The sequence below is a fragment of the Burkholderia pyrrocinia genome, assembly GCF_003330765.1.
In the GTDB taxonomy this organism is placed as follows: domain Bacteria; phylum Pseudomonadota; class Gammaproteobacteria; order Burkholderiales; family Burkholderiaceae; genus Burkholderia; species Burkholderia pyrrocinia_B.
The window spans coordinates 3,051,983-3,064,694 of the sequence record NZ_CP024902.1 but is presented as its reverse complement, the minus strand read 5'-3'; the positions used below and the strand labels follow the sequence as shown (position 1 = coordinate 3,064,694).

Here is a 12,712-nt window from a genome sequence, read left to right as displayed (position 1 = left end):
CCAGCATGGTTCGGCCGGACCAACTCACTATAAACGCAAGTAATACGCCGCCTGCGGGACGGTTGGCGCCTGTGCCGAAGGCACGGGCCGGCCCCCGTGCGACGACTGGGAGCGCACCACCATGGACACTAAAACGACGCATGTCATGCCGTGGCGAATCGAGGACATCGACCTGAACCGGATCGATCGTCAGCGTGCCGCCGCGAACGAGGATCTGCTGCTGCTGCTGTGCGCGTCGTCGTTCATCGAAAGCGGCTCGGATCTCTACACGAGCAATCTGAGCGAATTCTTCAACGACGATCCTGAAGTATCCGAGTGGCTCAACAATGTATGGGAGCACGAAGAATTGCAGCACGGCCGCGCGCTGAAGGCGTACATCGCGCACGTGTGGCCCGAGTTCGACTGGGATGCCGCATTCGCAAATTTCTTTGCCGAGTATTCGAAGACCTGCCTGGTCGAGGCGTTCGAGAAGACCCGCGCGCTCGAGATGGTCGCGCGCTGCGTCGTCGAGACGGGCACGGCCACGCTCTATCGCGCGATCAACGAATGCTCGGATGAGCCCGTGTTGAAGGAAATTACCGACAACATCCGTACCGACGAAGTGCGTCACTACAAGCACTTCTTCAAGTTCTTCAAGAAGTACAACCAGCTCGAAGGCAATGGCCGGCTCGCGGTGCTCGGCGCGCTGATGCGCCGCGTGATGGAAATCAAGAACGAGGATTCCGAGATCGCGCTGCGCCACGTGTTCGCGATCCGCTATCCCGATCGCGTCGGCGACAGCCAATACAACCGCGAGCGCGTCGCGCGCATCAGTTCGCTCGTGCGGCACAACCTGTCGGCCGATATGTGCGTGAAGATGCTGCTCAAGCCGCTCGACCTGCCCGCGAAGATCCAGCCGGGCATCCACTATCCGCTCACGAAGATCACGCGGCACGTATTCTTGCGCTGATCGCCGCGGCGCGGCCCGTCGAGCGTATGCTGACGCATCATCATCCGATCCGCACCGGGGCCGCGCCACCATGACCGATACCCATCGCCACGCGCTCGAACAATGGACGTTCGACGCGTGGCCGCCGGCCGTCGTATCGATGTTCGACGGCACCGCACTCGAGCGTCATGCCGATATCGCCGCATCGTTGATCGTCGCGACCGACGACGGCCAGTTGCGCACGACGCTGCTCGGCGTCGGCGAGATCTATGCGCACGATGCGCGCACTCTGCTGGTCGCGCTATGGCCGCAATCGCGTGCGGCGAGCGCGATCGCGCAACGGCGCGCGGCCGCGTTGACACTCGTCGCGGACGGCGCGTTCTTTCAGGCGCAATTGAGGATCGAGCCGCTCGAAGGCGACTTCGGCGGACTGGCCGGATTCGCCGCGACGATCGCGCACGGCGATGCGCAGCGGGTCGGCTATGCGCGTCTCGCGACAGGCGTCACGTTCACGCTGGAAGGGGAGCGCGCCGCGGTGCTCGCACGCTGGCAACGCCAGGTCGAGCACCTGCGGCGCGCGGCCGCGCGGCTTCAGTGACCGCGCTGGCCGCTGCGCGACGAACGGTTGCGGTTCGCGTGCGCGGCGTTGCCGCTCGCGGGGCGTGCGCTGTTGCCGCCGCCCGCCGGGCGTCCGCCAGTACCGCCGGCGCCGCCTTGCGTGCGCGGCTTCGCGGCCTTCTGCTGCGACGCTTTCGGTTGCGCGTTGCCTTCGCGTTTTGCGGCCGGCTGGCCTGAGCCGCCCGCGCGCGGCTGGCGATTGCCGCCGCCACCACCGCCACCGCTGCGCGGCTGCTGCTGCCCGCGGCGCAACTGGATCGGCTCCGGCTTCACGTTCGGATCGGGTTCGAAGCCCGCGATCACTTCCTGCGGAATCTCGCGCTTGATCAGCCGCTCGATGTCGCGCAGCAGCTGCTTCTCGTCGACGCACACGAGCGACACGGCTTCGCCGGTCGCGCCCGCGCGGCCCGTGCGGCCGATCCGGTGCACGTAATCCTCGGGCACGTTCGGCAGGTCGAAGTTGACGACGTGCGGCAATTGATCGATGTCGATCCCGCGCGCGGCAATATCGGTCGCGACGAGCACCTGCAGCGTGCTGTTCTTGAACTCGGCCAGCGCGCGCGTGCGTGCCGACTGGCTCTTGTTGCCGTGGATCGCCATCGCGCTGATGTCGTCCTTCGTCAACTGCTCGGCGAGCCGGTTCGCGCCGTGCTTCGTGCGCGTGAACACGAGCACCTGGAACCAGTTGTGTTCGCGGATCAGGTGCGTGAGCAGTTCGCGCTTGCGGTCGCGATCGACCGGGTGGATCTTCTGCGCGATGCTCTCGGCGGTCGTGTTGCGGCGTGCGACTTCGATCAGCGCGGGCGAGTCGAGCAGGCTGTCGGCAAGCGCCTTGATCTCGTCGGAGAAGGTCGCCGAGAACAGCAGGTTCTGGCGGCGCGGCGGCAGCTTCGCGAGCACGCGCTTGATGTCGTGGATGAAGCCCATGTCGAGCATCCGGTCGGCTTCGTCGAGCACGAGGATGTCGAGATTCGACAGGTCGATCGTCTTCTGCTGCATGTGATCGAGCAGGCGGCCCGGCGTCGCGACGACGATGTCGACGCCGCGCCTGAGCGCATCGATCTGCGGATTGATGCTGACGCCGCCGAACATCACGGTCGAGCGCAGCTTCAGGTACTTGCCGTACGCACGCACGCTTTCCTCGACCTGGGCGGCGAGTTCGCGCGTCGGCGTGAGGATCAGCGCGCGTACCGCGCGCTTCGCGTTGTGGTTTTCGGCGTAGAACGTGTGGAGGCGTTGCAGGATCGGCAGCGTGAAGCCGGCGGTCTTGCCCGTGCCGGTTTGCGCACCGGCGAGCAGGTCGCCGCCGCCGAGCACGGCAGGAATCGCCTGCGATTGGATCGGCGTAGGCGATGTGTAGCCCAGCTCGTTGACCGCCCTGACGAGCGGTTCGGCCAGGCCGAGGGATGCGAAAGACATAGACACTCTTGAGTTATATGATCGGCGATGCGTCGCGCGGCCCGCGCAGAGGTGCATCGCTGAAAAAGCAAAAAACAAAAGGGCGCGGCCGCGGTTTCCCGCAGCCGCGCCCCGTTAGCGTCACCCGATGGTCAGTCGAGCGGAGCGGAACGCAGGTCGCTCACCTGTTGCGGCGAGATCGGCGTACCGTTGTTGCCCCACGACATGCGGATGTACGTAACGACCGCCGCAACCTCCTGGTTCGACAGCGATTGTGCGAACGGCGGCATCCCGTACGGACGCGGATTCTTGAACGTGCTCGGCGGATAGCCACCGTTCAGCACCATGCGGATCGGGTTGACTGCCGATTCCATCACGATCGAGTGGTTGCCCGCGAGCGGCGGATAAGCGGGCGGCTTGCCGGAGCCGGTTGCGGCGTGGCAGGTCGCGCAGTTGTCCGCGTAGATCTTCTTGCCCTGGTCGAACAGCGTGTTGCCGAACTGCTTCGACGGCTCGTACTGCATGTTCTTCGGCGCTTCAGCCTTCTGCGGGATCGACTTCAGGTACGTCGACATCGCGCGCGTATCTTCGTCGCTCATGTACTGCAGGCTGTTGTGGACCACGTCCGCCATCGGGCCGAACACCGCGCCCTTGTGCGACACGCCGGCCTGCAGCAGGTCGGACAGCTCCTGCACGTGCCAGTCGCCGAGGCCGAGTTCCTTGTCGTTCGTCAGCGACGGCGCATACCAGTTCTGCAGCGGGATCAGGCCGCCGGCGAACGCCGACGAGCTCACCGGGCCGCCCATCATGTTGATCGACGTATGGCACATCGAGCAATGGCCGAGGCCTTCGACGAGGTACGCGCCGCGGTTCCATTCGACCGACTTCGTCGGATCCGGCTTGTACTCGCCTTCCTTGAAGAACAGCGTGCGCCAGCCGATCAGCAGGTTGCGGTTGTTGAACGGGAACTTCAGTTCGTGCGGACGGCTCGGTACCGACACCGGCGCGACCGAGCGCAGGTACGCGTAGATCGCGTCCGAATCGGCGCGCGTGACCTTCGTGTAGCTCGCGAACGGGAAGCCCGGGTAGAGCAGGCTGCCGTCCTTCGAGCGACCCGAGTGCATCGCGCGGTAGAAGTCGTCCGACGTCCACTTGCCGATGCCGTTCTGGTCGTCCGGCGTGATGTTCGGCGTGTACATCGTGCCGAACGGCGTGGCCATCGGCAGGCCGCCCGCGAACGACTTGCCGCCGCGCACGGTGTGGCACGCGATACAGTCGCCGACGCGCGCGAGGTATTCGCCCTTCTTGATCAGCGCGGCCTGGTCGGCCGGCGTGGCCGCGACGGCGGAGGCGCCGTGCAGCGTGTCGTTGCCCGGCCACAGGACCGGGACGAGGGCGACGGCCGCGACGATCGCGACAGCCGAGAGTGCAAACAGGGACTTGCGTTTCATTGTGTCTGTCTCCCTTGCCTTATTGCGGTTCGCTGCCGCAGGCGAGCGGAGTCTTCATCGAACGCGCCGGGGCCGGCACGGGGTTGGCGGGCGCCGGTTGTGCTGCGAGCCATGCGGTCACGGCCGTCACGTCTTCGTCGGAAAGCTTCGATGCGATGTCATGCATGCAGTCGGGTGCCTTGGCGTGGCGGTTGCCCGAGCGCCATGCGCCGAGCTGTGCGCTCAGGTAATCGGCGTGCAGGCCGACGAGGCCCGGGATCGCCGGCTGCATGCCGGTCAACCCTGCGCCGTGGCAGGCCACGCAGGCCGGCAGCTTGCGGGACGGATCGCCCTGCGTGACGAGCTGCTTGCCGCGCGCGAGCGTCGCGGCCGGCAGCATCGACTTCGCCGGCGTCGGGTACGGCGGACGCTCGGCCGAGAAGTGCTCGGCGATCTCGCGCAGGTAATCGTCGTTCAGGTACGTCAGCAGGTAGTTCATCGGCGGGTACTTGCGCCGGCCGTCACGGAAGTTGACGAGCTGGTTGTACAGGTACTCGGCCGGCTTGCCGGCAAGACGCGGGAAGTAGTCGTTGTCCGTGCCCTGGCCGTGGACGCCATGGCATGCAGTACAGCCGCGCACGCGCTCGGCCATCGTATCGGGTGCCTTGAGCGGCGCTTGCTGGGCGGCTTGCTCCGTGGGCTTGGTCTGCGCTTGGGCAGCGCTCATAAGGCCCGCTCCGCCGATCAACAGAACGGCGAGCAGCGGACGGAAGAGGCGTCTTGAAGACACACGGGACTCCATGTTTATTCGTCGGGGACCTTGTCCGGGCTACGATCGGCTCGGCGCATGGACGGCAGGACAGCCGGGCTGCTGCGACGCGGCATTCTATCATCGATGGGTAATGACGGCTATTTGGCAAAAGGACATGGGTTCCTGTCTGTTTGCGACTTGCGACAATTTGACGCGCATTGCGCAGCGGCTGTGTGAACCGGCGTGCGCTTTCACCATCGAAGACCGTACACTCGCGGGTCGCGCGGCGCCGCCTCCGCCGCAGGTCCAGTCATTTCTCCCGTTTCCGGATTCATCGATGACGTTTTCTACCGTGCCGTTGCCTTCTTCACGCTGTCTGTCCCGTTGCCGCCGCACTGCCGGCCTGCCGTTTGCGGGAGGGTGCGCGCGATGAAGTTCGACAGCTTGTGGATCGGGCAGGTCGCGCTCGCGGCGCTGATGGACGCCGCGCTCGCGATGGCGATCGGCTCGGCGCTGCTCAAGGCGTGGCTCGGCAAGGACGGCGCGCGGCCGGTCATCGCGCCTTCGCATCCCGCATGGCTGCGCGCGCAACATTCGCTGGTCGCGGCGGCGCTGGCGCTCGTGCTCGCGGATCTCGGCTGGCTCGTCTACGAGGCCGCGACGATGAGCGGCGCGGGGCTCGGCGGCGCCTTCGCCGCGATCCCGACCGTGCTGGTGCAGACGCACACGGGCTTCGCGTGGAGCGTCGCGTTCGCCGGCGCGGTGGTGCTCGCGATCGTCGCGCTGGCGAAGCCGGACGGCCGGGGCGCGCACGCGGTGCTGTGGCTCGCGGTGATCGTGGTCGCGGCCGGCAAGGCATCGCTCGGCCATGCGGCCGATACGGGCGCGCTGTCCGCGGCGGTCGGCGTGCAGACGCTGCACCTGCTCGCGACGGCCGTGTGGGGCGGCCTCGTGCTCGCGGGCGGGCTCGCGGTGCTGCCGGCGCTCGGTTCGTCGGTCGCGCGCGGTTCGCTGATCCGCATCGGCCGGCAACTGTCGCGTACGTCGATCTTCGCGGTCGTATTCGTGCTCGGGACGGGCGCGCTCAATGCAGTGCGCGGGCTCGGCGGCTCGCTCGCGGCGCTCGACGGCAGCACGTGGGGGCGCGTGTTGCTGCTGAAGCTGCTGCTCGTCGTGCTCGCGCTCGTGCTCGGCGGGCTGAACCGCTTCTCGGCGCTGCCGCGCCTGCGCCGCACCGCGTCGACCGAGGACGCGCACACGTTCCGCAACATCCTGCATCTCGAAGGGCTGACGATGATCGGCGTGTTCGTCGCGGCCGCCGTGCTGTCGTTCAGCGTGCCGGGGTTCGCGGCGCTCGGCTGACGGCAGGTTCTGCGCAGCGCAATGCAAGGGCGCGACGAGCGTGCGCCACGCATGTCATGCTCGCCGCGCATGCAAAAACGGCCGCCTGTCAGTTCATCAGGCGGCCGTACTCAAGTCGATGCGTACCGCGCGGGCCGCAGCCGCGCGCGATGCGCATTGCGCTCACCACTCGGCGACGCTGCCGTCCTCGTGGCGCCACACCGGGTTGCGCCAGCGGTGGCCGGTCCTGGCCATCTCGCGCACCTTCTCCTCGTTGACGTCGATGCCGAGGCCCGGGCCCTGCGGGATCGCGACGAAGCCGTCCTCGTAGCGGAACACCTCGGGGTTGCGCAGGTAGTCGAGCAGGTCGTTGCCCTGGTTGTAGTGGATGCCGAGGCTCTGCTCCTGGATGAACGCGTTGTAGCTGACCGCATCGAGCTGCAGGCATGCGGCGAGCGCGATCGGGCCGAGCGGGCAGTGCAGCGCGAGCGCGACGTCGTAGCTTTCCGCGAGCGTGGCGATCTTGCGGCACTCGGTGATGCCGCCCGCGTGCGACGCGTCGGGCTGGATGATGTCCACGTAGCCGCCCGCGAGGATGTGCTTGAAGTCCCAGCGCGAGTACAGCCGTTCGCCGAGCGCGATCGGCGTGTTGGTCTGGTTGACGATGTCGCGCAGCGCCTCGGCGTTTTCCGACAGCACGGGCTCCTCGATGAACATCAGCTTGTACGGGTCGAGCTCCTTCGCGAGCACCTTCGCCATCGGCTTGTGCACGCGGCCGTGGAAGTCGACGCCGATCCCGACGTGCGGGCCGACCGCGTCGCGCACGGCCGCGACGTTCGCGATCACCTGCTCGACCTTGTCGTAGGTGTCGACGATCTGCAGCTCCTCGGAGCCGTTCATCTTCACTGCCTTGAAGCCGCGCTCGACGACCGCGCGCGCATTGTTCGCGACGTCGCTCGGCCGGTCGCCGCCGATCCACGAATACACCTTGATGCGATCGCGTACCTGGCCGCCCAGCAGCGCGTGCACGGGCACGCCGTGATGCTTGCCCTTGATGTCCCACAGCGCCTGGTCGACGCCTGCGATCGCGCTCATCATGATCGGGCCGCCGCGGTAGAAGCCCGCGCGGTACATCACCTGCCAGTGATCCTCGATCAGCAGCGGGTCGCGGCCGACGAGGTAGTCGGCCAGCTCCTGCACGGCGGCCTCGACCGTGTGTGCGCGCCCTTCGACGATCGGCTCGCCCCAGCCGACGATGCCCTCGTCGGTTTCGATCTTGAGGAACAGCCAGCGCGGCGGGACGACGAAGGTTTCGAGGCGGGTGATTTTCATGACGGGAGTCTCCATGGTTGACCGGCTCGGGCCCTCCGGCGCGGCGCACGGTCGCGTGCTTTCACTGATATCCTAGCGTAGCTCGATAAAAAATAGTATTAATAGCACTATTGTGCAGATAGTGGGCTGCCGGCACGCCGGCCCAACGGAGAACGATCATTCAACGCGACCTGCATGGACAGACGGCCTTCCGGCTTGCGACGGCGATCCTGCGCGGCGACTATCCGCCCGAGTCGCTGCTGCCGAGGGAGCCTGACCTGATGGAGATGTACGGCGTAAGCCGCACGGTGATGCGCGAGGCGCTGCGCACGCTGACGTCGAAGGGGCTCGTCGAATCGCGGCCGAAGGTCGGCACGCGGGTGCGACCGTGCCGCGCGTGGAACCTGCTCGACGCCGACCTGCTCGACTGGTACGCGCGCGTCGCGCCGCCGCTCGCGTTCGCGCTGAAGCTGCAGGAGATGCGCGAAATGATCGAGCCGTTCGCGGCCGCGCTTGCCGCGCGTGCGCATACGCCGGAAGCGTTCGATGCGATCGACGACGCGGCGCGCGCGATGGCCGCTGCGCGCAACGTCGACGAATGGGTGCGCGCCGACTTGCGCTTTCACCTGAGCGTGCTCGAGGCCGGCGGCAACGAGCTGCTGGTGCCGCTCGGCGCGCTGATCGATCGCACGCTCGAGGCGCAACTGCATCTGAATGCGCGCCGAGCGGACGTGTACAACGCGTCGCTCGCCGAGCACACGGCCGTCAGCGATGCGATCCGCGTGCGCGACGAGGACGGCGCGCGCCGCGCGATGGTGGCGCTGCTCGCGGTGACGCGCGCGCGGATCGAGATGTCGTAGCGGGGAGGGCCGGGCGGTGCTGCGCGTCAGGCGTTCGCGCAGCCGCCCGGCTTGTGGATGCGCTCCGTCGACGCCGGGTATTTCGCGAGCAGGCTCTCCGGCCGCCGCGGGCGCACGACCAGGTCGCCGCCGCAGTTCGGGCAGCGGCCCCTCAGTACCTCGTCGGCGCAGGTCGCGCAGAACGTGCATTCAAAGGTACAGATGCGCGCATCCGCCGAATCGGGCGGCAGGTCCTTGTCGCAGCATTCGCAGCCGGGGCGCAGTTCGAGCATGACGGTTTTCCTTGGTCGGGGAGGGTCGGGACGGGCGCCGCCGGACATTGCGTGCGGCGCATGTGCGCGCTACTGTACGCGCATGGATCGGCTTGGCCAACGGTGTCCCGCCCGGGCGCCGTCGTCGCGCACGGGCCGCACCGGGAGACGACCATGCTTTATCGCGGAAGCTGTCACTGCGGAGACGTGAAGTTCGAGGCGGAAGGCGACCTGCAGGGCGTGATGGCGTGCAACTGCTCGATCTGCCAGCGCAAGGGCGCGCTGATGTGGTTCGTGCCGCGCGACCACATGACGCTCCTCACGCCCGACGAGAATCTCGCGACCTACATGTTCAACAAGCACGTGATCCGGCATCGCTTCTGCAAGCGCTGCGGGATTCATGCGTTCGGCGAGGGCGTCCATCCGGACGGCTCCGCGATGGCCGCGATCAACGTGCGCTGCCTCGAGAATATCGATCTCGACGCGCTACCCGTCACGCACTACGACGGCCGCTCGCACTGAGCGGCGCACCACGCACGAACTTGCGCGCCACGGTCAGGATGGCCGCGCCGCGGGCATTTCCGCCTGCGGTGCGGGGCCCGCGGTGCGCGGGCCGGCGTTGGCCGGGCGTTCGATCAGCGGCGCGAGCGCCGGCGCCATCGACCGCAGCAACTGCACGGCCATCGCGCTCGTGAAGTCGTAGCGCGCCGCATACGGTTCGTGCGCGGTCGCCGTCAGGACCCCGAAGAACCGGTCGCCGATCACGAACACGAAAGTGCCGCTGCGGTTGACCTTGCGCGACTCGATCAGCCGCGCGCCGCGCGCATAGACGTTGAAGCGCTGGTCGCCCGTCCCCGTCTTGCCGTACACGTCGAGCGTCTTGCCGTCGGGCAGCGTGAAGCCGCCCGCGATGCGGCGCGCGGTGCCGTTGAGCACGACGTCGCGCAGCAGCGTGTGCGTCACGTTGACGATTTCCGGCGACAGCATCGGCTGCGGCTGCGCGGCCGCGCGCACGAAGCGCGTCTCGTACGGCGTGCCCTTCGCGAAGTCGAGCCGCGTGATCGTTTCGGTCGGCGCCTTCTGGCCGCCGTTCGCGATCAGCCCGATCAGTTTCGCGAGCGCGTCGGGCTGGTCGCCCGATGCGCCGATCGCGGCCGCGTAGGACGGCGTGACTTCCGCGAACGGGTAGCCGAGCGCGCGCCACGCTTTTGTGATCTCCGCGTACGCGCGCAACTCGACCATGCGACGGATGCGCCGGTCCTGGGTCGCGTGGTAGCGCGTCTTGTACAGCCACGAGTACGTGTAGAAACGCGCATCGTGGCTGTCGCGCTGGACGTCGCGGAGCGACGCGCCCGGGTGCGCGCGCAGGTAGTTGAGCGTCCACAGCGCGAGCGGGTGCACGCTCGCGATATAGCCGCGATCGTTGAGGTTGAAGCGGCCGATCGCGTACTTCGCGTAGAGCGCGGCGAGGTCGTCGTCGGATAGCGTCGCGGCCGGCGTGCCTTTCAGTTGCGCGCGCATCTGCGCATCGAACCACGCGAGCGATTCGTTCGGCGCGACGCTGCGCAGCACCGTCGCGATCTTCGGCGGCGACTTGCGCACGTCGTGCAGCATCAGCGCGAGCGCATCGTCGGGCGCCTTGCCCGCGTAGCGCGTGTAGTAGCGCTTCACGTAGACCTGGCTTTCGCCGTCGACGAACTGTTGCAGGTAATGCTGGCGCTGCTCGGGATCGTTGAGCCACGACGACGACGGGCCGGCCGCCTGCAGCGTCTCGTAGTGGACGATGTCGCGCATCAGCCGCACGAACACCAGGTTGACCGAATGCTCGAACGCCGCGTGCAGCGTCAGGATGCGGCCGTTGTCCGACTTGTCGAAGTTCGAGAACACCTGTGCGCCGCCGCCCGTGTAGAACACGTCGGGGCTCGCCGAATACTTGCGTTCGACGGCCGCGTCGAGCATCGCCTGCAGCGACCGATCGCGCGTATGCGACAGATAGTCGAGCGCCCAGTGCGACAGCCCGTCGATCGGGTCGGGCTTCACCCGGGCAAGCTCCGCGTTCGACAGGTTCGCATAGCGCGCATGCAGGTCGGAGACGATCTGCAGGTACGTGATCAGCGTACGCAGTTTCGCGGTCGAGCCGAGGTTGATACGGCCGCCGCGATTCACGTCGAACGGTTCGTTCACGCTGTCGGTCTGCACGCGCAGCATGTTCGCGCCGTTGCGGTGTTCGTACAGCGTGAAGCTGTACGTGAGGTGCGACGGGTCGTCCTTCGGCGCGAGCATCTCGAAACCGTACAGGCCGGCGGCCTGCGCGCCGTCGCGGGTCGACGCCCGCGCGAGCCGCTCGGCGACGGCCTGCTGCACGCCGTTGTCGAGCGTGCTCGTTGCCTGCAGGTCGAGCTGGTCGAGCTGGTACAGGTCGCCGATGCCGAGCGCCGACAACAGCGACGCGCGCGCGGACGTCACGGCCTTGCGCGACACGAACGACTGCACATGCGCGGCGGCCGGCGGCGCGCTGCGTTCGATCTGCGCGGAGAGCGCGGCGTCGCGCAGGGCGGGCGAGATCACGCCGCCGCCCGACAGCAGCCGCAGGTAGCTGTCGGTCAGCCGCTGCAGCACCGGATAGCCGCGGTTGAGGAAGTACGACGGCGCACGCTGCGCGATGATCAGCGACAGCACTTCGCGGAACGCCTTGCCCTGTTCGTCGACGTTGTCGCCGGTGGTCGGCGCCGACAGGATGCGGTTCACGTCGTTGAAGTCGCGGCCGTACCATGCGGCGAGACCGTCGCCGATGCCCGTGATCTCGCCGACATGCGGCCGAGCGGCGAGCGGCACCGAGTTCAGGTAGCGCACCACGATCGTGCGGCGCGCGAGCATCGTCTGCGGACCGTTCAGGTAGGCACGGACCGACGCGGACGCGATCTGCCGCAGCTTCTCGGGCGGCGTCGCGGTGCGGCCCTCGGGCGAATGGCGGAACTTCTCGATCTGCGTCGCGAGCGTGCTGCCGCCCGGGCGCGCCTGGTGACGGTTGACGACGTGCAGCGCCTGGTCGGCGAGCGCGCGGCTGAAGCGGCCCCAGTCGATCGCCGGGTTGCGGTTCGGTTCGTTCGCATCGAGCAGGTAGCGATCCTCGATGAACAGCAGGGAATCGGCGACCACGCGCGGCACCGTGTCGAAGTCGGCATAGACGCGCTGCGGGAACACGGTCGCGAACAGCGGCGAGCCGGTCGAGTCGAACAGCATCAGGCCCGCCTGGTCCTTCTCTTCGTAAGGGAGGAACAACCCGCGATCGCCGAGCGACTGCATCCGTTGCGAATCGCGTGCCTGCTTGCTGACGACGAAGCCGCGCGCGAGCAGCCGCTCCTGGAACGATGGAATCATCGCGTAGCCGAGGCGCTGGTCGTAAGGGCCGTTGGCGGGGAAGCGGATATGGTCGCTCGGGCCCGTTTCGACCGTGTAGCCGACGTCGCGGGTGAGCTCGGACAAGTAATGCGCCTGCAGCCGGGACGTTTCGATCTCGGTCTGGACGAGTCGCGCAACGATCGCCACCGCGATCAGCAGCGCGGCCAGCAAAGACCACTTGACCCACGTCCAGACCGATGCAAGACCGGTCATGCGCGGCAGGATACGATTCAGCGGCCGATTCATAGCGGCGTCTCCCTGAGGGGCGCGGGCTCCGGCCGCACCCCATTAAGGATTAGTGTAGTCCCCTGCCGCGCGCTGCCAAGGCGGGTTCACTACCGAGATGCGCGGATGCAACGAACGCGGCGGCGGTGTGCACCGCCGCGGTGCGTGCGGCGCAGGTTCCATACCTGAAGCCCGCC

11 protein-coding genes are annotated in these 12,712 nt (G+C 67.6%); 5 read left to right on the top strand and 6 right to left on the bottom strand.

What is annotated here, in order from left to right:
• Positions 1-121 precede the first annotated feature (121 nt).
• Both CUJ89_RS14870 and CUJ89_RS14865 read left to right on the top strand, forming a co-directional pair.
• Entirely contained in the window at positions 122-949 is an 828-nt protein-coding gene (locus tag CUJ89_RS14870; protein ID WP_114177977.1) for a ferritin-like domain-containing protein, read from the top strand.
• Between the two features lie 70 nt (positions 950-1,019).
• Complete coding sequence (locus CUJ89_RS14865; protein WP_114177976.1) at positions 1,020-1,526, top strand: hypothetical protein; 507 nt, start codon at positions 1,020-1,022, stop codon at positions 1,524-1,526.
• On the opposite strand, the gene CUJ89_RS14860 is transcribed toward CUJ89_RS14865, so the two are convergent.
• From CUJ89_RS14860 to CUJ89_RS14850, 3 genes are all read right to left on the bottom strand, one after another.
• Positions 1,520-2,965 carry a DEAD/DEAH box helicase gene (locus tag CUJ89_RS14860; RefSeq protein WP_114177975.1) on the bottom strand — a complete coding sequence of 482 codons (1,446 nt, stop codon included), beginning with the start codon at positions 2,963-2,965 and terminating at the stop codon, positions 1,520-1,522. The genes CUJ89_RS14865 and CUJ89_RS14860 overlap by 7 nt on opposite strands.
• Positions 2,966-3,096: 131 nt before the next feature.
• The gene (locus CUJ89_RS14855) at positions 3,097-4,395 is read right to left on the bottom strand and encodes a c-type cytochrome (protein WP_114177974.1); all 1,299 of its coding nucleotides are present in this window, start codon (positions 4,393-4,395) and stop codon (positions 3,097-3,099) included.
• 19 nt (positions 4,396-4,414) lie between these two features.
• Positions 4,415-5,176: a c-type cytochrome gene (locus CUJ89_RS14850; RefSeq protein WP_114177973.1), complete on the bottom strand. Its 762-nt coding sequence runs from the start codon at positions 5,174-5,176 to the stop codon at positions 4,415-4,417.
• A gap of 378 nt (positions 5,177-5,554) precedes the next feature.
• Here CUJ89_RS14850 and CUJ89_RS14845 point away from each other — a divergent pair, with 378 nt between their 5' ends.
• Positions 5,555-6,487: a copper resistance D family protein gene (locus CUJ89_RS14845; protein WP_114177972.1), complete on the top strand. Its 933-nt coding sequence runs from the start codon at positions 5,555-5,557 to the stop codon at positions 6,485-6,487.
• A gap of 162 nt (positions 6,488-6,649) precedes the next feature.
• Here the strand turns inward: CUJ89_RS14845 and dgoD are convergent, their stop codons facing one another.
• Complete coding sequence (gene dgoD, locus CUJ89_RS14840; RefSeq protein ID WP_114177971.1) at positions 6,650-7,798, bottom strand: galactonate dehydratase; 1,149 nt, start codon at positions 7,796-7,798, stop codon at positions 6,650-6,652.
• Between the two features lie 155 nt (positions 7,799-7,953).
• On the opposite strand from dgoD, the gene CUJ89_RS14835 reads away from it, so the two are divergent.
• Positions 7,954-8,637, top strand: coding sequence for a FadR/GntR family transcriptional regulator (locus CUJ89_RS14835; RefSeq protein ID WP_114177970.1), 684 nt, complete (start codon positions 7,954-7,956; stop codon positions 8,635-8,637).
• 26 nt (positions 8,638-8,663) lie between these two features.
• Here CUJ89_RS14835 and CUJ89_RS14830 read toward each other — a convergent pair whose 3' ends face one another.
• The gene (locus tag CUJ89_RS14830) at positions 8,664-8,909 is read right to left on the bottom strand and encodes a DUF1272 domain-containing protein (RefSeq protein WP_114177969.1); all 246 of its coding nucleotides are present in this window, start codon (positions 8,907-8,909) and stop codon (positions 8,664-8,666) included.
• A 153-nt stretch (positions 8,910-9,062) separates the two neighbouring features.
• Here CUJ89_RS14830 and CUJ89_RS14825 point away from each other — a divergent pair, with 153 nt between their 5' ends.
• Positions 9,063-9,410 carry a GFA family protein gene (locus tag CUJ89_RS14825; RefSeq protein WP_114178625.1) on the top strand — a complete coding sequence of 116 codons (348 nt, stop codon included), beginning with the start codon at positions 9,063-9,065 and terminating at the stop codon, positions 9,408-9,410.
• A gap of 33 nt (positions 9,411-9,443) precedes the next feature.
• Here the strand turns inward: CUJ89_RS14825 and CUJ89_RS14820 are convergent, their stop codons facing one another.
• Positions 9,444-12,536, bottom strand: coding sequence for a transglycosylase domain-containing protein (locus tag CUJ89_RS14820; RefSeq protein WP_114177968.1), 3,093 nt, complete (start codon positions 12,534-12,536; stop codon positions 9,444-9,446).
• Between the last annotated feature and the right edge of the window lie 176 nt (positions 12,537-12,712).